Source organism: Duganella sp. Leaf61 (assembly GCF_001421905.1).
Taxonomy (GTDB): domain Bacteria; phylum Pseudomonadota; class Gammaproteobacteria; order Burkholderiales; family Burkholderiaceae_D; genus Rugamonas; species Rugamonas zoogloeoides.
The window spans coordinates 92,775-112,512 of record NZ_LMLM01000023.1 but is presented as its reverse complement, the minus strand read 5'-3'; the positions used below and the strand labels follow the sequence as shown (position 1 = coordinate 112,512).

Here is a 19,738-nt window from a genome sequence, read left to right as displayed (position 1 = left end):
GTGGGCTGTGTATAATCGGCGCGTATTCCCCAGCGGGAGCGCGCCATCTTATCCGTCAACAGCTCTGAAAAAGTACGGCCGAGTATCCTGATCGTAGATGACGAACGGGAGGAACTACGTGTGCTCACGGACCTGCTGCGGCGCCAGTTCTATCATGTGCGCAGCGCGGCCGACGGCGCTGCCGGCTACCAGAGCGCGCTGGCCCAACCGCCCGATCTGATCCTGCTTGACGTGCGCATGCCGGTGGTGGACGGCTTTGCCGCGTGCCGCCTGCTCAAGGCCGACCCGGTCACGCGCGACATCCCGGTGCTGTTCCTGAGCGCCCTCGACGATCCCGACGAACGGGTGGCCGGCCTGGCCATGGGCGGCGTCGATTTCATTACCAAGCCCTATCACCCGGCCGAGGTGTTTGCGCGCGTGCGCATCCACCTCGAGCTGGCCGGCGTGCGCGCGGCTGCTGCCGCTGCCGTGGTGGCCGCTGCTGCCGTTATCGCGGGACCGGCGCTGGCGCCAACGCCCCAGGCAACCCCGGTTCATCCCGACATCCATTTTCATCCGCATCCCGACGCCGTCATGACCGATGCCGCCATGCGCCTGATCGACGACAACCTGGCCGCGCCGCTCACGCTGGCCGGCATTGCGCGCGCGCTGGGCACGTACGAGAAGCGGTTGTCGCAGGCGTTCCGCCAGCAGGCCGGCATCACCGTGTTCGCCTACCTGGCCGAAGCGCGCATGATGCGCGGGCGCCAGCTGCTGGTCGATACCGACATGAGCGTGCAGCAGATCGCCGAGCAGATCGGCTTTCGCAGCGCCGCCAATTTCGCTACCGCCTTCCGCGAACACGCCGACGCCACGCCCACCGCCTACCGGCAGTCGGTGCGGCAGACCATCGGCCATTCATGATGCGGGGCTCTGCTGCCGATGCTGGCGTCGATGCTAATGCTGGTGCTGGTGCTGGTGCTGGTGCTGACGCGACCGCGCTGCTGCTGGCGCAGGAACGGTTACGTTTGCTGGCGCGCCTGAACCATGACCTGCGCGCGCCGCTGGCGCAGATCGCCGCGCGCGCCCACGGTGATGGCCTGGACGACATCGCCGGCCTCGCGCACCGCCAGCTGGCCTGGCTCGGCGACCTGCACGCGTGCGCCCGGTACGAAGTGGCAGCGCCCGAACTGGCGCCGGCACCGACGTATCTGCACGCGCTGATGCAGGCCCACGGCGTGCGCTATCAACCGCAGTCGTTGCCGGGTCTGGCCATGCTCGATGCGCGCCTGCTGGCGCAGGTGCTGGAACGCGTGGCGGGGCACTCCGGTGCGCCGCTGGTGCTGGACGTTGCCGCAGCGGCAGATGGCATGCTGGCGCTGGCTTTCCACACCGGTGATGGAAACGGCGACGCTGGCGACAACGACAACGACAACGACAACAACAACGACAGCGGCAACTGGAGTTGTAATAACGTTGGCAAAGGTACAGAGGACCGCGCCGGGACGGGCGTCGCGTGGACCGACGTGCATGCCACGCTGGAGCGCGATGATCTTGCGCCGGGCCTGGTGCTGGCGGCGCACCTGGTACGCGCCATGGGCGGGCGCTTGCAGCAGGCCGGTGCCGCGCTGCGCTTCACCTTGACCGCTGCGCCGGCAGACGAAGACCAGGCCATGCCGCCAAATCCCTTTACGGCGCGCGACGAACTGCCGATCCCGTTCGGCGACGGTCTCACCGTGCTGGTGCTCGAACCGCACGACGCCATGCGCGATTACCTGACCGAGGTGTTCGACAGCGCCGGCTTCACGCTGTGCTACGACGTCCAGGAACTGGACGGTATTCCACCTGCGCTGGTAGTGTGCGCCGATGCCGATGCCGATGCCAACGCCAGCACCGGCACAGGCACAGGCACAGGCACAGCTGCGGCCTCTGCCGCCGCCGCCCTAGCAGCCGCAGCAGACGGTGCCCGTGTGCATAGGTATCAAACCGCGCCGCGCCTGCTGCACGCGCTGCGACCGCCCGCGCGGGCAGAAGATTTCGAGGTGGTATTGTTCAAGCCGGCGCCGGCGCAGCAGTTGCTCGCTGCCGCGCGCTGCCTGCTGGGGAAATAACAACTACAGCGGCCGGCGGCCGCCGCTGACCCGTTCGATATCGGCGATGTCGCGCCAGCTCTGGACGTCGGTGTAGCCGGCGGTAGCCAGCAATGCACGCACGGCCTCGGCCTGGTCGTAACCGTGTTCCATCAGCAGCCAGCCTTGCTGCACCAGGTGCGCCGGGGCGCCGGCGACCAGGATGCGCAGGGCCGAGAGACCGTCCGCGTGATCGGTCAGCGCCCCGACCGGTTCGTAGCGCAAGTCGCCTTCGGACAGGTGGCGGTCGCCGCTGGCGATGTACGGCGGGTTGGAGGCGATGATGTCGAACGGCGGTGTATCGGCCAGCGCCGCGAACCAGTCGCTGTGCAGGAACGTCACGCGTGCGCCGTTGGCCTCGGCATTGCGGCGGGCGACCGCCAACGCGTCGGCGCTGACATCGAGCGCGGTGACGTCGGCATCGCGCCGCGTGTGTGCCAGCGATACCGCAATCGCCCCGCTGCCGGTACCCATGTCGAGCACCCGCCCGCCTTGCGGCAAACGGTCGAGCGTCAACTCCACCAGCAGCTCGGTGTCTGGACGCGGAATCAGCACCGCGCCACTGACCTCGAATGGCAGGCCGAAGAATTCGCGCTGGCCCACCAGGTAGGCCACCGGCTCACCGGCCAGGCGCCGCTGCACCAGGTCGCCGAAGCGCTGCGCTTCGTCAGAGGTCAAGGCGCGCTCGGAGCCGGTGATCAAACCGACGCGCGTGGCGTTGAGGGCATGGCATAGCAGCACGCGCCAGTCGAGCGCATCGAGCAGCGCCTGCCGTTGCAGGGTGCCGACGGTCACGCCGGCAACGATGTCGGTGACTGCTGCGATCATGCGCGGCTGCGGCGGATCAGGGTCCAGGCCAGCGCAATGGTAAACAGCGCGAACCACAGGAACGCCCACTGCGGAATCGACAGGCCGAACCACGGCGCGGTAGCGTCCTCGCACAGGCCGTCAGCCTTGAACAGGAATGGCAGATACGTGGCGGTAGGGATTTTGTTCAGAAAAGTTTCCACCGGGTCGATGCCGCACGACAGGCCCGGGTTGGCCAGCACGTACAAATGCTTGCCGGCCGTGTACAGGCCGCCCAGTGCGGCCAGCAAGGCCACGCCGGCGCCAAGTTTCGGCTTGGGGATGTACGCACCGGCCAGGGCAGCGATACCGATCGCCAGGAACAGGTAGCGCTGGATCACGCACAGCGGGCAGGGCAGCAGGTCTAGCCCATGCTGGAGATACAGGGCAACGCCGATCAGGCCGAAGCTGGCGACGGCGATGGACAACAGCAGGGAGCGTGATTGGTGCATGGTGGTTCCGGTCAGGTTGGACAATGGACGATGGGCGACAATCGTGGATTTTCGCACAAAGTTGCCGGTTTGCCCTTAGCAAGCTCTTAAGATCAGTCGCCCAGCGCCGCCAGCAACTCGGCCTGGTGCTCGGCCGCCAGCGCATTGGTCAATTCGGTCAAATCGCCATCCATGATGAAGTCGAGCTTGTACAAGGTCAGGTTGATGCGGTGGTCGGTCATGCGGCCTTGCGGATAGTTATACGTGCGGATCCGCTCGCTGCGATCGCCCGAGCCGATCAGGCTCTTGCGGGTGGCCGCTTCCTTCGACTGCTGTTCGCGCAACTGCACGTCCTTGATGCGGGCAGCGAGCACCTTCATCGCCTGCGCCTTGTTCTTGTGCTGCGAGCGGTCGTCCTGGCACTCGACCACGATGCCGGTGGGCAGGTGGGTGAGGCGCACGGCCGAATCGGTCTTGTTGATGTGCTGGCCGCCAGCGCCCGACGCGCGGAAGGTGTCGATGCGCAGGTCGGCCGGGTTGATGTGGACGTCCTCGACCTCGTCGGCCTCGGGCATCACTGCCACCGTGCAGGCCGAGGTATGGATGCGGCCCTGCGTTTCCGTGGCCGGCACCCGTTGCACGCGGTGGCCGCCCGATTCGAATTTCAGTTTCGAGTACACGCTGTTGCCCACCAGCCGCACGATCACTTCGCGGTAGCCGCCCAGGTCCGATGCCGATTCCGACACCACCTCGACTTGCCAGCGGTTACGCTCGGCAAAGCGCGTGTACATGCGCAGCAGGTCGCCGGCAAACAGCGCCGACTCGTCGCCGCCGGTACCGGCGCGAATTTCCAGGAAGATGTTGCGCTCGTCGTTGGCATCCTTCGGCAGCAGCATTTTTTGCAGTTCCAGCTCCAGTTCGGCCAGGCGCTCCCTGGCCGCTTCGATCTCGTCCTGGGCGAACTCCTTCATTTCCGGGTCCGACAACATGTCTTGCGCCGCGACCAGGTCGCCTTGCGCGTCCTGGTACGATTTATACAGCGCGACCAGCGGGCCGAGTTCGGCGTGTTCGCGCGTCATCTTGCGGTAGGCGTCCATATTGGCGGTGGCGCCTTCGGACATCAGCAATTCATCGAGTTCGACCAGGCGGTTCGCCAGTTGGTCGAGCTTGGCCAGCATGGATGGTTTCATAGCGTATTTCTGTGAGAGGTATAACGGAGGCCGCATCGATCGACGCGGCAGCATGGCAGAGGAGGGGCGCTAACGACGGCCGCGGAATAGCTGTGGCAGCAACTGTGCCAGGTGGGCGCGTTCTTCGCCCTGGGCGCGGTGCAGCGCCTGCTGCGGGCCGTGCATGAACTTGGCGGTGAGGCCGCGCGACAGCGCTTCCAGCACCGCGTCGATATCTTCGCCCTTGGCCAGCATCTTGCGCGCGCGGTCGAGTTCGAGCTGGCGCAGCGCCTCGCCGTTCTCGTGCAGACTCTGGATGACCGGCACCACGGCGCGGTCGTCGATCCAGTGCATGAACGACTGCACCCGGGTTTCGATGATGGCTTCGGCTTGGGCAACAGCAGCCTGGCGGTTTTCCATGCCGGCCTGCACCACCTTGCCGAGGTCGTCCACGGTGTACAAAAACGCGTCGTTCAGGCGCGCCACTTCCGGTTCGATATCGCGCGGCACGGCCAGATCGACCATGAACATCGGCTTGTGGCGGCGCGCCTTGATGGCGCGCTCGACCATGCCGAGGCCGATCAGCGGCAGCGACGAGGCGGTGCACGAGATGACGATGTCAAACTGGTGCAGCTTGTCCTGCAACTCGGCCAGGCGCATGGCGCGCCCGCCGTAGCGGTGGGCCAGTGCCTCGCCGCGCTCCAGCGTGCGGTTGGCGATGGTGATGCTGCGCGGGTTTTGCGCGGCAAAATGGGTGGCGCACAATTCGATCATTTCGCCGGCGCCGATGAACAGCACGTTCTGCTCGGAGATCTTGTCGAAGATGCGCTGCGACAGGCGTACGGCAGCGGCCGCCATCGACACGCTGTGGGCGCCGATCTCGGTGGTGCTGCGCACTTCCTTGGCGACCGAAAAACTGCGCTGGAACAGCTGGTGCAGGTAGGTGCCGAGGCCGCCGGCTTCGTCGGCGGTGCGGATCGCGTCCTTGATCTGGCCGAGGATTTGCGTTTCGCCCAGCACCATCGAATCGAGCCCGGACGCCACGCGGAACGTGTGGCGCACGGCGTCGTGCTGCGGCAGCATGTACAGGTGCGGGCGCAGGTCGGCGTAGTTGAGCTTGTGGAAATCGGCAAGGAAGTGGGCGCCGGCGTCGAGCGGATCGGGTACCTGGCTGGCCGCGTACAGCTCGGTGCGGTTGCAGGTGGACAGGATGGCCGCTTCGTCGGCGCCGCGATGGTCGATGCGTTCGAACCACGAGCGCGCCGCCACCACCGCCTGGCCCAGTTGCTCGGGGGCGAACGCCAGCTGCTCGCGCAGCGAGACAGGGGCGGTATGGTGGTTGAGGCCGACGGCAAGCAGCTGCATTTCGGTTCCGGGCGGGGCCAGTGTCATGAATTAGCGGACATTATAGCGCGATGTCCCTACTGCTGCCGGGGTGACTGCCTAAAGGGAGGGCAGCTGACCGGCCACATTTCAGGCTCCCAGCTTTTCCAGGCGGTAACCGTAGCTGTACACCGGCACCAGCCGGAAGCCATTTTCTGGCTTCAATTGCAACTTGTTGCGTACCCGCGAGACGTGGGTGTCCATGGTGCGCGACGGCACGGCGGTCTCACGTATCCACACCGCTTCGTGGATGTAGGCGCGCGACAGCGGACGGCCGATGTTGCGGAAAAATAACAGTGCCAGGTAGAACTCCTTGTGGGTGACATCGAGCACGATGCCATCCATCAATAAGCGACCGGGGCGGGTCTCGAATACATATTGACCGAATTGCAACTGCTCGGCGCCGTTCTGGGCCGGGTAGGCGCGCCGCAGCAGCGCCTGCACGCGCGCCACCATTTCACTGCGGCGCAGCGGCTTGATCATGTAGTCGTCGGCGCCCGCCCCCAGTCCGGCGACGATATCGTCCTCGCCGGAACTGGTGGTCAGGAATAGCACCGGCGCGGTGTCGGGCAGTTTTTCACGCACGCGACGCATGACCTCGGCGCCGGTCATGTCGACCACTTGCCAGTCGAGAATGAGCATGTCGTAACTGTCCTTGCGGACCTGCGCCAGGACATCCTTCCCGGTCTGGAAGCTATGGCAAATGTGACCGGCGGAGGTCAGCACCTGGCATATCAGGTCGGCCTGGCTGCGGTCGTTATCAAGTACAGCGATTCTCATACTGCTGCCCGTGGGAAATAATTGTTAAAGAGTTGACACCAGGCAATATACCAGAGATTTACAATTGCTCCCTAAATTAGCAGAGATTATTTTCCATGGAACAACAACTATTGCCTAGAAAGTGACATGCTCCTATCGTGTATAGCTGGCTCTTCAATACACGGTACACTTTAAAAACTGTGAATTCAATGACGAAGTTGAATTTTGGAAAGAATCTTCAGTATCTCTTCCGGGGGCCAGAATGGGTTTGAAAAAAGACACAAATTGGACATTGGTACCCGGCACGGCGCGCGATCTCGACGCCGTGCGCGACCGGTGCCGGCAACTGGTGCGACGGCGCGCCATGGTCTCGGCCGGCGTGGCGGCGGTGCCCATTCCGGGGCTCGACATCATCTCGGACATGCGCCTGTTCGCCAACCTGATCGAAGACATCAACCGCCACTTCGGCCTGTCCGAAGAGCAGATCGAGCGCATGCACCCGCGCTTCCGCATGATCGCGTACCAGGCGGCGGTGGGCATCGGCAGCATGTTGGTGGGCAAGGTGGTCACGCGCGAGGTAGTGATGCACGTGCTGCGCCGGGTGGGTGTCAAAACAGCGGCCAAGCAGGCCGGCAAGCTGGTGCCGCTGGCGGGCCAGCTGGCGTCGGCGGGGATCGGGTTTTTTGCGTTTCGCCAGATCGGCTACCAGCACGTGGAAGCGTGCGTGGCCGTGGCGCGGGAGCTGCAGTTGGCAGGGATAGCCAACCCGGTAAGCCCGGCCTACCCGGCCCACCCCGAAGGGCAGGTCCAGGTGCCGGCAGAGCAAGCGGTTTAAGCGTCCGGCAACACCACGTTGACGTCGAGCACTTCCAGGTTGCCCTGGCGGTCGAGCGAAATCTTGATGTCGTCGGCGTTGACCTTGGTGTATTTCGAGATCACGTCGATCAGCTCTTTATGCAGCGCGGGCAGGAAATCCGGCCCGGTGCGGCCGTTGCGCTCGCGCGCGATGATGATTTGCAGCCGCTCCTTGGCCGCCGTCGCAGTTTTCTGCTTTTGCGGGAACAGGAAAGAAAGCAGAGCCATGGTCACTTACTCCCGAAAAGTCGCTGCAGGAAGCCCGGTTTTTCGTAGTTGACGAAGCGCAGGGGACGTTCTTCGCCGAGGAAGCGCGCGACCACGTCCTCGTAGGCTTGCGCCACATCGGTACCTTTGAAATGAATCGCCGGGTTGCCCTGGTTCGATGCATGCAGGACCGACTCCGATTCCGGAATGATGCCGATCAGCGAGATGCGCAGGATTTCCTTCACGTCCTCGTGCGACAGCATTTCGTCCGCTTCCACGCGTTTCGGCGAGTAGCGGGTGATCAACAGGTGTTCCTTGACCGGTTCGCCGCCACTCTGGGCGCGGCGCGACTTGGCTTGCAGGATGCCGAGGATGCGGTCCGAATCGCGCACCGACGACACTTCCGGGTTGGTGACGATGATCGCTTCATCGGCAAAGGTGAGCGCCATCAGCGCGCCGTGCTCGATACCGGCCGGCGAATCGCAGATGATGTACTCGAAGCCCATGTTGACCAGTTCGTTCAACACCACTTCCACGCCTTCTTCCGACAGCGCATCCTTGTCGCGCGTTTGCGAAGCGGGCAGGATGAACAGGTTGTCGCAGTGCTTGTCCTTGATCAGGGCCTGGTTCAGCGTGGCTTCCTTGTTGATCACATTGATCAGGTCGTACACCACGCGGCGTTCGCAACCCATGATCAGGTCGAGATTGCGCAGGCCGACGTCGAAGTCGATCACTGCCGTCTTGTGGCCGCGCATGGCCAGGCCAGTGGAAAAACTGGCGCTCGTGGTCGTCTTACCGACGCCGCCCTTACCGGACGTTACAACTATGATTCTTGCCACAGATAATCCTTTTCAAAAAGAGGGACGGCGGCCACTCAGGCGCGGGTTGCAGAATTGACAGATAGTATATCGATTCGGTCGCCCATCAAGCGTATTTGCGCGGGGGAACGTGCAAATTCAGCCGGGAAGCCGTCTTCAAAAGTACGGTACACGCCGGCGATGGACACCAGTTCCGGCGACATGTTCAAAGCAAAGATACGGGCGTCGGCATTGCCGGACGCACCGGCCAGCGCGCGGCCGTTGAGCGTGTTGTAGACGTGAATGCTGCCGTCGGCAATGATCTCGGCGCCGTTGTTGACCACGGCAGTCACGATCAGATCGCAGCCGCGCGCATAAATGCGCTGGCCGGCGCGCACCGGGGTGTCGATGATCATCACTTGCTGGCCGTTGGGCAGCGGTTCGACGGTACTGGAAATAGTCGGTGATGCCCGGGCTGGTGCGGGCGCCGGCTGCGGCTCGGCGCGGGTTGCTGCAACACTTGCTTCTTCGCGCGGCTTGCTGGCCGTTTCCAGGCTCAGGCCATGCGCGGCGATCTCGGCGGCCATGGCGGCGGGCGCATTGCGCACGGCCACCGGCTTCAAACGATACCTGGTCAGCACCGCGATGATGGCCTTCCAGTCGATGGCCGTGCTGGCTGGCAAGGCGGCAATGTCGATCACGGTCAGGTCGTCTTCGAAAAAGTCGGCGCTGCCGCCGGTCATCTTGGCCAGCGCCGCGTCGAGCGCGGAGACGTCTGCCGTAGTGAGGATGGCGGAGACCGCAACAACAGTGGAAATCTTGATTTCGATCGGCTTTTGAAACAGGCTCTTGGACATGGGCGACAGTATGAGAGGGTTGCAACCGCGCGCGCATGCGCAGGTGCTGGCATTCTACTGTGGAAAACCCGCAATGGGGAGGCGCGCACGGCTGAACGCATGGAAAAATGCGGCGCCGCGCGCTGCCGTGCTGGATGAATGTTTTTCCGGTGGTCTTGGGGTTTGTCATAAGGATTTCATATCGATACGGTACAGTTTGCCGCATTCGATCTACAATCCAAATGAAAGATCTCTCGGATTCACATGAAAAAGATTAATGCATGTTAGAGATACGCCACCTTCGTACGCTAAGCGCCTTGCGCTCGGCCGGCAGCCTGGTGCGCGCCGCCCAGTTGCTCAACCTGACCCAGTCGGCGCTGTCACATCAAATCAAGTTGCTGGAAGATCGCTACGGCGGCCCGCTGTTTGAACGCAAATCGGTGCCGATCGGGTTTACCGCCACTGGCGCCCGGTTGCTCAAGCTGGCCGACCTGCTGCTGCCCGAAATCGAAACCGCCGAGCGCGAAGTGGCGCGCCTGACGCAGGGCGACACGGGCCAGCTGCGCATGGTGCTCGAATGCCATACCTGCTTCGACTGGCTGATGCCCGTCATGGACGAGTTCCGCAAGCGCTGGCCCGACGTCGAGATCGACCTGGTCTCGGGTTTCCACAGCGAACCGGCGGAGTTGCTGCGCACCGGCGCCGCCGACCTGGTGATCGGTTCGCCGTACGGCCCGGACTTTGCGACGTTTCCCCTGTTCCGCTTCGAGATCCTGGTGGTGATGGCGCAAAAGCACCGGCTTGCTGCCCAGCGCCGCCTGCACGCCGCCGACTTTACCGGCGAAACCCTGATCACGTACCCGGTGCCGGAAACCCGTATCGACCTGATCCGCGAAGTACTGCTGCCGGAAAATATCCAGTTCGAGCGCCGCACTGCCGAACTGACGGTGGCGGTGCTGCAACTGGTGGCCAGCCGGCGTGGCATCGCCGCGCTGCCCAACTGGGCTATCAAGAACTATGTCGATTACGACTACGTGATCGCCAGGCCGGTGGGCGAGCAGGGCTTGTGGAGCGACCTGTTCGTGTCGGTGCCGCCGGCGCAGCAGCACAAGGCTTACGTGCTCGACTTTGTCAAAGTGATACGCGAGCAATGCGCGGCCACGCTGGACGGTATCAAATTATTGTCGTGACAAATAGATATGTCTTATTCAAAATGTATGGTGAGGGATTGAGGCAGATCAAAGGCACGGGGAATTGCCGCGCTTACGATAAGTTCCCGATTGATGATGACGGTTGACATGGCAAACCTTGCGCAGGCGCGAGTTTCTGCACAGGAGTTTTCGCGGCAACGCACCATCGAAAGCCGCCACGCCCCGGGCGTGGCAGGCGTATGATCAAGTTGATCGAAGTTCGCTTTTGCTAACCATGCCGGCTTTATGCCGGCGCTTTGGAGAATCACATGGATGATGTAGTAATCGTGGCCGCTGGCCGTACTGGTGTGGGCAAATTCGGCGGCGCGCTCGCCAAGACCCCGGCGTCCGAACTGGGCGCACACGTCATCAAGGGTTTGCTGGCCAAGACCGGCATCGATCCCAACCTGGTCAGCGAAGCGATCCTGGGCCAGGTGCTCACCGCCGGCGTCGGCCAGAATCCGGCGCGCCAGGCCGTCATCAAGTCGGGCCTGCCCAACACCATCCCGGGTTTTACCATCAACCACGTGTGCGGCAGCGGTTTGAAAGCCACTCACCTGGCAGCCCAGGCCATTAAATGCGGCGACGCACAAATCGTCATCGCCGGCGGCCAGGAAAACATGAGCGCCTCGCCGCACGCGATGCCGGGTTCGCGCGACGGCTTCCGCATGGGCGACATCAAGATGGTCGACACCATGATCGTCGACGGCCTGTGGGACGTGTACAACCAGTACCACATGGGCGTTACTGCCGAAAACGTCGCCAAGAAATACGAGATTTCCCGCGCCGAGCAGGACGAGTTCGCGCTGCAATCGCAGCTGAAAGCCGAAGCTGCTCAAAAAGAAGGCAAATTCAAGGATGAAATCCTGCCGCTGGAAATCGTCCAGAAAAAGGGCAGCATCGTCTTCGACACCGACGAATACATCAAGCCCGGCTCGACGCTGGAAGGCCTGGCCGGCCTGCGCCCCGCCTTCAACAAGGAAGGCACTGTCACCGCCGGCAACGCCTCGGGCCTGAACGACGGCGCCGCCGCCGTGATCATGATGTCCGCCACGCAAGCGAAAGAACTGGGCTTGCCGGTGCTGGCCAAGATCAAGGCTTACGCCTCGTCGGGCCTGGATCCGGCCTTCATGGGCATGGGCCCGGTCAGCGCCACCCGCCTGTGCCTGAAAAAGGCTGGCTGGACCCCGGACGACCTTGACCTGCTGGAAATTAACGAAGCGTTTGCTGCCCAGGCCGTGGCCGTCAACAAGGAAATGGGCTGGGATACCAGCAAGATCAACGTCAATGGCGGCGCCATCGCCATCGGCCACCCGATCGGCGCGTCCGGCGCGCGCATCCTGGTCACCCTGATCCACGAAATGATCCGTCGCGATGCCAAGAAGGGCCTGGCGTCGCTGTGCATCGGTGGCGGCATGGGCGTGGCGCTGGCCATCGAACGCGCGTAACGACAATAAAACGATAGACCCGGACCGTCCGCCGTGCGCGGCGGTCTGTTTTTCAAGTCACTTAACGAGGGGACAAAACATGGCACGAGTTGCATTGGTTACTGGCGGTATGGGCGGTTTGGGCGAAGCAGTGTGTTTCAAGTTGTCGGCGCTTGGTTATTGCGTGGTCACCACGTATTCGCCCGGTAACGCCAAGGTCGAGCAATGGCTGGCGACCACCCGCGACCAGGGCTTCAACTTCCGCGCCTATCCATGCGATGTGGCCGACTACGATTCGGCCCAGGCATGCATCGCCGCCATCGAGAAGGAAATCGGTCCGATCGACGTGCTGGTCAACAACGCCGGCATCACCCGCGACATGACCTTCAAGAAGATGGACAAGCCAAACTGGGATGCCGTCATGGCCACCAACCTGGACTCCGTGTTCAATATGACCAAGCCGGTGTGCGACGGCATGGTGGACCGCGGCTGGGGCCGCATCATCAATATCTCGTCGGTCAACGGCCAGAAGGGCGCCTTCGGCCAGACCAACTATTCGGCTGCCAAGGCCGGCATGCATGGCTTCACCAAGGCGCTGGCGCTGGAAGTGGCGCGCAAGGGCGTCACCGTCAACACCATCTCGCCCGGTTACATCGGCACCAAGATGGTCATGGAAATCCCGACCGAAGTCCTGGAAACCAAGATCGTGCCGCAAATCCCGATGGGCCGCCTGGGCAAACCGGAAGAAGTGGCAGGCCTGGTGGCTTACCTGTCGTCCGATGAAGCCGCTTTCGTTACCGGCGCCAACATCGCCATCAACGGCGGCCAGCACATGTCCTGATCGCCTGCCGGCGTGACGACAAGACGAGCCGGGATCGTGCGCGATCCCGGCTTTTTTTACGTACAATCCGCTATCGTCGCCTGAAGGATTGCCATGTTCGACCCCCATTCCCCGCTGTTCCCGCCCATCGAACCCACCCGCCACGGCATGCTGGCCGTGGACGAGATCCACACCATTTATTGGGAAGAAGTGGGCAACCCGAGCGGCATCCCGGTGATCTTCCTGCACGGCGGCCCCGGCGCCGGCCTGTCGCCGCAGCACCGGCGCTTTTTCGACCCCGAGCGCTACCGCGTGATCCTGTTCGACCAGCGCGGCGCCGGCAAGTCGGTCCCGGTGGGCGAATGCCGCAACAACACTACGCAATTGCTGATCGACGACATCGAGCGGCTGCGCCGCCAGTTCGAGATCGACCAGTGGCTGGTGTTTGGCGGCTCGTGGGGTTCCACGCTGGCACTCGCTTACGGCGAAGCCCATCCCGAGCGCTGCCTCGGTTTTGTTCTGCGCGGGATTTTCCTGTGCACCCAGCCCGAGATCGACTGGTTCCTGCACGGCGTGCAATGGTTTTACCCGGAACTGTACGAAGAATTCGTGGCGCCGATCCCGCAAGACGAGCGTGGCGACCTGCTGGGCGCCTACGTACGCCGCATCATGAGCGACGATCCGGCCGTGCATTGGCCGGCCGTGCGCGCCTGGAGCCGCTTCGAGGGCCGCCGCGTGTTCCTGCTGCCGCAGCCCGAGGACGCGCCATGCGACGCGCTCGACCTCGGCGTGGGCCGTCTCGAATCGCACTACATGGCCAACCTCGGTTTTTTCAGCGACGACCAGCTGGTGCGCAATATCGACCGCATTGCCCATTTGCCGGCCGTCATCGTGCAGGGACGCTACGACGTGATCTGCCCGCCGCTGTCGGCGTGGCGCTTGCAGCAGGCGTGGCCGGGCTCGGTGATGCGCATGATTCCGGATGCTGGCCATGGCGCCATGGAGCAAGGCATCGCGCGCGCGCTGGTGGCCGCAACCGAGCAATTCTGGCGTTTACGCGCGTTCGACTGAGGCGCGCCGAACATAACCTCCAGAGCTGCGTTGCAGCGCCTCGCCGTACATTCGTACTGTCTTCGTCGCTGCGCCTTGCTCTGAAGGCTATGTTCGACGCGTTTTATTGGGCGCTAAAGTTGGCCCGGCGCGGTGCCGGGCTGCTACACTAGCAACTCCCAGCAAGGACCGCCCGAAGAGGCCCAGTATTATTTTCAGCGTACCGTCATTTATGAATATTCAGCTCGGCGATATCGGCCACCTCATCCAGCTGGCCATTGCGCCGGTGTTCCTGTTGTCCGGCGTGTGCACCAACCTGATCGTGCTCACCAACCGCCTGGCGCGCATCATCGACCGCTCGCGCGTGCTCGAGGACCGGCTCGATATCGCTTACAGCGACATGTATATCAACGAGCTCGACGTGATGTACCGGCGCTCGCACCTGATCAATTATTCGATTGCCCTGTCAACCGCCTGCGGCCTGATGGTCTGCCTGGTGATTGCCATGCTCTTCTTCAGCGATATCACCGACATCGCGCTGGAAAAATACATTGCCGGCATGTTCGTGTTTTCCGTGTTCTGCCTGATCGGCAGTTTTTGCTACCTGCTGCGCGAAATCTTCATCGCTTCGGCCGCGATGCGCGCACTGCGTCACGTGCGCCGTCCGCCAACCAAACAACCTGATTAGAATCGAGTTTTGTATGCATGACTACCAACGCCCTCCGACCTTGTACCGCTACGGCGTGCGCGAAGACCTGGAACTGGCGCTGACCCAGGGCCAGTTCATCCTGCGCGCGGCCCCGCCGTGCCTGGCCCTGAGCTTTTCGCAAGTGTGGGACCGCAAGCTGTTCGACCTGTTTTCCGCCGACAGCTGCCTGGTGATCCACAACAGCGAAGAATTCGGCGAGCGCCTGCATCGCGCGGTACAGCGCACCTTGCCCAACTGGGCCGGCATCGATGGCGTGGTGGAATACGGCGTGCGCGCCGCGCTGGGCGCCGCCTTCACCAAGACGGCAGCCGAGGCGCAGGAACAGGAGTGGCTGTTCGCCTGGCGCGCCATGCAGCACGCCAGCCTGAACCCGGTAATGATCAAGCTGGGCAGCCTGGAAAACTTTGCCGAGCTGCGCGACCGCGATACCCGCCTGTCCTGATTATCTGGCCGGGGCCGCCGGCGGGATCAGGATGGAATTGACGCTGGGCTGGCGGTCCTCGCGGCGGTCCAGGCGGGTGAGCACGGCGCGCATCATGTGCTCGACGTCCGACCGTATCATCTTCGAGCCGAACAGGCTGGGCACATAGAAATTGGGCATCATGCGGCCCTTGTACACCACCTTGGTGCCGCCGGTCTCGGGCACGGGGATCAGTTCCCAGCGCGCCTCGTAGTGTTTCATGTCGCCCGACACCAGGGCAATGTCGATGGCCGACATCGGCTGCTCGGTGGCGCGCACGATCAGGTGGATCGGCCGCGTCATGAACAGCAGCCGGGCCACGCCGAATTGCTCGATCATGACTTCATTGCCATTGCGCGATAGCACCTTGCACGACTCCAGGTCGGGCACGAATTCGGTCATGCGTTCGTAGTTGGTGAGGATGCGCCACACGCGCGGCAACGGCGCGGCCACGACGCCGCTGGCGTCAAGTTCATACATATGCTGGCCGTCCACCTCCACCCGGTTGACCGACACCTCCAGCCGGGATGTGTCCGGCTTCGGTGTTTGCGCCATGGCCAGCGGGGCGGTGACACCTAACAACAGTAACAGAAGGAATCGCATCATTTTTCCAGCCTACGGGAAAGGGTGGCAGAATACAAGGGCAACACTCTCCCGTTACCTAACCGTAACCCTCCAGTATTTATCACAGGGCGCACACACACGGCATGGCATCCCTCCACCACCCGCATTTGCTCGCGCCCCTCGACCTCGGTTTTACGACCCTGAAGAACCGCGTGATCATGGGCTCGATGCATACCGGGCTCGAAGACCGCTTTTATCACTACGGCAAACTTGCCGCATTCTATCGCGAACGTGCGCGCGGCGGAGTCGGTTTGATCGTTACCGGTGGCATCTCTCCCAACCGCGCAGGCTGGCTGCTGCCCTTTGGAGGGACCCTGAACTGGCGCGGCGACGTCTTCAATCACCGCAAGGTCACCAGCGCCGTGCACGAGGAGGGCGGCAAGATCCTGCTGCAGATCCTGCATGCCGGCCGTTATGGCTACCAGCCGCTGGTGGTGTCGGCATCGGCCAAAAAATCGCCGATCTCGCCGTTCAAGCCGCGCGCGCTGACCGAGGCCGGCATTGAAGCCACCATCCGCGACTATGCGCGCTGCGCCCGGCTGGCAAAGGCAGCCGGCTACGACGGCGTGGAAATCATGGGCAGCGAAGGCTATTTGCTCAACCAGTTCCTGTGCGCGCGCGCCAACCTGCGCACCGACCGCTGGGGCGGCCCCATCGAACACCGCATGCGCCTGCCGGTGGAGATCGTGCGCCGGGTGCGCGCCACCGTGGGCCCGGACTTCATCATCATGTACCGCCACTCGCTGCTCGATCTGGTGGAAGGGGGCAATACCTGGGACGAGGTGGTGACAGTTGCCCAGGCATTGCAGGGTGCGGGCGTGAATATCCTCAACAGCGGCTACGGCTGGCACGAAGCGCGCGTGCCCACCATCGTGACCTCGGTGCCGCGCGCCGCGTTTGCCGGCCTGGCCGGGCGGCTGCGCCAGGCTGTCACCATTCCGGTGGTGGCGTCGAACCGCATAAATATGCCGGCCGAAGCAGAAAGCATCCTGGCGCGCGGCGACGCCGACCTGGTCTCGATGGCGCGGCCGTTCCTGGCTGACGCCGACTTCGTCAACAAGGCGGCTTCGGGCCGCGCCGACGACATCAATACCTGCATCGGCTGCAACCAGGCCTGCCTCGACCATACGTTCGCCAACCAGCGCGCCAGCTGCCTGGTCAACCCGCGTGCCTGCCACGAGACCGAGCTGGTGTATGCACCGGCTGCGCACGCGCGCCGTATTGCGGTAGTCGGTGCCGGGCCGGTCGGCCTGTCGGCCGCAACAGTTGCGGCGCAGCGCGGCCACCATGTGACCCTGTTCGAGGCTGCCAATGCCATCGGCGGCCAGTTCCGCATTGCCATGCAGATCCCGGGCAAGGAAGAATTTTCCGAAACCATCCGTTATTTCGGGCGCCAGCTGGCGCTGCTGGGCGTAACGGTGAAACTCGGCGTGCGTGCCACGCGCGACCAATTGCTGGCCGACGGCTACGATGACATAGTGGTGGCGACAGGCGTCAAAGTACGGCTGCCGGCCATCGCCGGCATCGATCACCCGAAGGTGCTGTCGTACCTGGACGTGCTGCGCGACAAGGCGCCAGTGGGCAAGCGGGTGGCGATCATTGGCGCGGGCGGCATCGGCTTCGACATGGGCGAATTCCTGCTGCACGATCCGGCCCACCCGCTGCCGCAGCCGGTGGACGCCTGGGCCGGCGAATGGGGCGTGGACCTGCACGGCGACGCCCGCGGCGGCCTGGTGGCGCCGGCGCCACCGCAGACGTTCCGCCAGTTATACCTGCTGCAGCGCAAGCTGTCGAAGCCGGGCGCGGGACTGGGCAAGACGTCGGGCTGGGTGCACCGCGCGGTGCTGGCGAGACATGGCGTGGTGATGCTGGCGGGCGTGCAATACGACCGCATCGACGACCACGGCTTGCACATCACGGTTGGTGGCGAGCAGCGGTTGCTGGCAGTCGATCACGTGGTGATTTGCGCCGGGCAGGAGAGCCTGGCGGAGTTGATACCGGCAGAAGCGGACCCGCGCTTCCACCGGATCGGCGGCGCCGCGCTGGCGTCGGAACTCGACGCCAAGCGGGCCATCAGGGAAGGGGCCGAGCTGGCCGCGCGGCTTTAGAACCTATCCCGGTAGAGAATGAGGCGCTGCTTGCGCGCCTCTGCAGCGGGGCCAGCGTTGCTCGTCATCGCATGGCCCGCCATGCTTCTTCCTCGCGCCTTGCCCCCGCTACCGAGGCATCGCAATCCGCTGCCCCCTCCCTACCGGGATAGGTTCTTAGCTGGCACTGTTAGTGCCCGCCACCTTCCTTGCGCTCGAAATTCTTGATCACAAAATCGGTCATGCCGTTGGCCAGCTCTTCCTCGCCCATGAAGATCTTGGCCGGCAACTCGCTGCGCAGCAATTCCGCTTCCTCGTCGCTGTGCGTGCGCACCACGGTCTTGATGTTCGGGTTGAGCAGGCGCGCGGTTTCCACCATGGCGCGCACGTGGAAGGTGTCGGGCGTGGCGATCACCAGCATGCTGGCGCGGGCCACGTGGGCCTGGATCAGCACCGCCGGCTCGCCGGCATTGCCGGCCACCGCGTGGATGCCCTTGCGGCGCAGTTGATCGACCACTTCGCGATTTTGCTCGGCCACCACGAACGGGATGCTGTGCTTGAGCAGTACCTCGGCAATGCGGCGGCCCACGCGGCCGTAACCGACCAGCACCACCTGGCCGTCGAGGTGTTCGTGCGGCACCGACATCGGCAATTCGGCCAGCGGATCGGCTGCGCGCTCGAAGTTGGAAATCACCGAACCGTCGCGGGTGAGCCAGCGCTCCAGCGGTTTTGTCACGCTGAAGACGACCGGGTTCAGGGCGATCGAGATGATGGCGCCTGCCAGGATCAGGCTCTGGCCCTCGGCCGGCATCAGGCCCAGCGACATGCCCAGCGCAGCCAGGATGAACGAGAATTCGCCGATCTGCGCCAGGCTGGCCGAGACCATCAGCGCCGTCTTGGCCGGGTAACGCAGCAGCACCACCAGCAGGAACGCTGCCACCGACTTGCCAAACACGATAATCGCCACGACCGCCAGCAACTTGAGCGGCTGTTCGGTGACGATGGCCGGCTCGAACAGCATGCCCACCGAGACGAAGAACAGCACGGCAAACGCGTCGCGCAGCGGCAGCGACTCTTGCGCGGCGCGGTGCGCCAGTTCCGATTCGCGCAGCACCATGCCGGCGAAGAAGGCGCCCAGTGCGAACGACACGCCGAAGAAATGGGTGGAACCGTAGGCGATGCCGACGGCTGCGGCGATCACGCACAGCGTGAACAGCTCGCGCGAACCGGTGCGCGCCACTTGCCACAGGATCCAGGGGAACAGCTTGCGGCCGACGACCAGCATCAGTGCGATAAACGCGGCAACCTTGCCCAGGGTGATGGTGAGCGTGCTCCACAGATCGACTTCGCCGGCGGGAATCGCCACGCCGTGGGCGTCCATGGTGGTGCCGCCGAGGGAGCCGGCCACGGCCGGCAGCAGCACCAGCACCATCACGGTCACCAGGTCTTCGACCACCAGCCAGCCGACCGCGATGCGGCCATTGAAACTATCGAGAATGCCGCGCTCCTCGAGCGCGCGCAACAGCACCACGGTACTGGCCACCGACAGCGCCAGCCCGAAGACCAGGCCGCCACCGATGCTCCAGCCCCACCAGTGCGCCAGCCCCATGCCCATGCCGGTAGCCACCGCGATTTGCAGCACGGCGCCTGGCAGCGCCACCTTGCGTACCGCCCACAGGTCGTCAAGCGAGAAGTGCAGACCCACGCCGAACATCATCAGCATCACGCCGATCTCGGCCAACTGGGCAGCCAGCGCGGCATCGGCGACAAAACCAGGTGTTGCCGGTCCCAACATGATGCCCGCAGCGAGATACCCCACCAGCGCCGGTAATCGCAAGCGCGTTGCTATATAACCAAGGACAAGACCGAATCCAAGTGCGGCGGCAATGGTGGTAATCAGACTGATGTTGTGGGGCATGCGGGGGGGACTCCTCTGGAAGATTGTTAGAAAACAACCCAAGAGTAGCACATCACACGGCA

General features: G+C 63.7%; 20 protein-coding genes. 10 read left to right on the top strand and 10 right to left on the bottom strand.

The window, feature by feature from the left end; all coding sequences use genetic code 11:
- Positions 1-24: 24 nt before the first annotated feature.
- Together ASF04_RS13595 and ASF04_RS13590 are read left to right on the top strand one after the other, a co-directional pair.
- Entirely contained in the window at positions 25-903 is an 879-nt protein-coding gene (locus tag ASF04_RS13595) for a response regulator (protein WP_307140539.1), read from the top strand.
- The gene (locus tag ASF04_RS13590; RefSeq protein ID WP_156368641.1) at positions 900-2,090 is read left to right on the top strand and encodes a hypothetical protein; all 1,191 of its coding nucleotides are present in this window, start codon (positions 900-902) and stop codon (positions 2,088-2,090) included. The genes ASF04_RS13595 and ASF04_RS13590 overlap by 4 nt, the downstream gene beginning before the upstream one ends.
- A 3-nt stretch (positions 2,091-2,093) precedes the next feature.
- On the opposite strand, the gene prmC is transcribed toward ASF04_RS13590, so the two are convergent.
- The 5 genes from prmC to ASF04_RS13565 form a co-directional block, all read right to left on the bottom strand.
- On the bottom strand, positions 2,094-2,936 hold the full coding sequence (prmC, locus tag ASF04_RS13585) for a peptide chain release factor N(5)-glutamine methyltransferase (RefSeq protein WP_056142496.1): 843 nt from the start codon (positions 2,934-2,936) through the stop codon (positions 2,094-2,096).
- Positions 2,933-3,406 (bottom strand): disulfide bond formation protein B, encoded by a 474-nt coding sequence (locus tag ASF04_RS13580; protein ID WP_056142494.1) that lies wholly within the window; start codon positions 3,404-3,406, stop codon positions 2,933-2,935. Before ASF04_RS13580 ends, prmC begins: the two co-directional genes overlap by 4 nt.
- A 92-nt stretch (positions 3,407-3,498) precedes the next feature.
- On the bottom strand, positions 3,499-4,575 hold the full coding sequence (prfA, locus tag ASF04_RS13575; RefSeq protein WP_040378104.1) for a peptide chain release factor 1: 1,077 nt from the start codon (positions 4,573-4,575) through the stop codon (positions 3,499-3,501).
- 69 nt (positions 4,576-4,644) lie between these two features.
- The gene (gene hemA / locus ASF04_RS13570; protein WP_056142491.1) at positions 4,645-5,919 is read right to left on the bottom strand and encodes a glutamyl-tRNA reductase; all 1,275 of its coding nucleotides are present in this window, start codon (positions 5,917-5,919) and stop codon (positions 4,645-4,647) included.
- 108 nt (positions 5,920-6,027) lie between these two features.
- Entirely contained in the window at positions 6,028-6,717 is a 690-nt protein-coding gene (locus ASF04_RS13565) for a response regulator transcription factor (protein WP_019923970.1), read from the bottom strand.
- Between the two features lie 241 nt (positions 6,718-6,958).
- Between ASF04_RS13565 and ASF04_RS13560 the strand changes: the two genes are divergently transcribed.
- Entirely contained in the window at positions 6,959-7,531 is a 573-nt protein-coding gene (locus ASF04_RS13560; protein ID WP_056142488.1) for a hypothetical protein, read from the top strand.
- Here the strand turns inward: ASF04_RS13560 and minE are convergent.
- From minE to minC, 3 genes are read right to left on the bottom strand one after another with little or no spacing between them, the layout of a single operon-like run.
- Positions 7,528-7,779: a cell division topological specificity factor MinE gene (gene minE, locus ASF04_RS13555; protein ID WP_026637661.1), complete on the bottom strand. Its 252-nt coding sequence runs from the start codon at positions 7,777-7,779 to the stop codon at positions 7,528-7,530. The two genes, ASF04_RS13560 and minE, sit on opposite strands and share 4 nt — an antisense overlap.
- 2 nt (positions 7,780-7,781) lie before the next feature.
- Positions 7,782-8,597 (bottom strand): septum site-determining protein MinD, encoded by an 816-nt coding sequence (gene minD / locus ASF04_RS13550; RefSeq protein ID WP_026637660.1) that lies wholly within the window; start codon positions 8,595-8,597, stop codon positions 7,782-7,784.
- A gap of 35 nt (positions 8,598-8,632) precedes the next feature.
- Positions 8,633-9,412, bottom strand: a complete 780-nt coding sequence (gene minC, locus ASF04_RS13545) for a septum site-determining protein MinC (RefSeq protein WP_056142485.1) — start codon at positions 9,410-9,412, stop codon at positions 8,633-8,635.
- Between the two features lie 260 nt (positions 9,413-9,672).
- Here minC and ASF04_RS13540 point away from each other — a divergent pair, with 260 nt between their 5' ends.
- The 6 genes from ASF04_RS13540 (at position 9,673) to ASF04_RS13515 (ending at position 15,029) form a co-directional block, all read left to right on the top strand.
- Complete coding sequence (locus tag ASF04_RS13540; protein WP_056142483.1) at positions 9,673-10,581, top strand: LysR family transcriptional regulator; 909 nt, start codon at positions 9,673-9,675, stop codon at positions 10,579-10,581.
- A gap of 269 nt (positions 10,582-10,850) precedes the next feature.
- The gene (locus ASF04_RS13535) at positions 10,851-12,029 is read left to right on the top strand and encodes an acetyl-CoA C-acetyltransferase (protein ID WP_056142479.1); all 1,179 of its coding nucleotides are present in this window, start codon (positions 10,851-10,853) and stop codon (positions 12,027-12,029) included.
- Positions 12,030-12,108: 79 nt separating this feature from the next.
- Positions 12,109-12,849, top strand: a complete 741-nt coding sequence (gene phbB / locus ASF04_RS13530) for an acetoacetyl-CoA reductase (protein ID WP_056142476.1) — start codon at positions 12,109-12,111, stop codon at positions 12,847-12,849.
- A 93-nt stretch (positions 12,850-12,942) separates the two neighbouring features.
- Positions 12,943-13,899 carry a prolyl aminopeptidase gene (pip, locus tag ASF04_RS13525; protein WP_056142475.1) on the top strand — a complete coding sequence of 319 codons (957 nt, stop codon included), beginning with the start codon at positions 12,943-12,945 and terminating at the stop codon, positions 13,897-13,899.
- Between the two features lie 211 nt (positions 13,900-14,110).
- The gene (locus ASF04_RS13520) at positions 14,111-14,566 is read left to right on the top strand and encodes a DUF2721 domain-containing protein (protein ID WP_019923961.1); all 456 of its coding nucleotides are present in this window, start codon (positions 14,111-14,113) and stop codon (positions 14,564-14,566) included.
- 13 nt (positions 14,567-14,579) lie between these two features.
- A complete protein-coding gene (locus ASF04_RS13515) occupies positions 14,580-15,029 on the top strand; it encodes a hypothetical protein (protein WP_026637657.1) in 450 nt (149 codons plus the stop codon).
- Here the strand turns inward: ASF04_RS13515 and ASF04_RS13510 are convergent, their stop codons facing one another.
- Positions 15,030-15,653, bottom strand: a complete 624-nt coding sequence (locus tag ASF04_RS13510; RefSeq protein ID WP_307140536.1) for an SRPBCC family protein — start codon at positions 15,651-15,653, stop codon at positions 15,030-15,032.
- A 101-nt stretch (positions 15,654-15,754) separates the two neighbouring features.
- On the opposite strand from ASF04_RS13510, the gene ASF04_RS13505 reads away from it, so the two are divergent.
- Entirely contained in the window at positions 15,755-17,779 is a 2,025-nt protein-coding gene (locus ASF04_RS13505; protein ID WP_056142472.1) for an NADPH-dependent 2,4-dienoyl-CoA reductase, read from the top strand.
- Positions 17,780-17,948: 169 nt separating this feature from the next.
- Here ASF04_RS13505 and ybaL read toward each other — a convergent pair whose 3' ends face one another.
- Positions 17,949-19,676, bottom strand: coding sequence for a YbaL family putative K(+) efflux transporter (gene ybaL, locus ASF04_RS13500; RefSeq protein ID WP_056142469.1), 1,728 nt, complete (start codon positions 19,674-19,676; stop codon positions 17,949-17,951).
- Between the last annotated feature and the right edge of the window lie 62 nt (positions 19,677-19,738).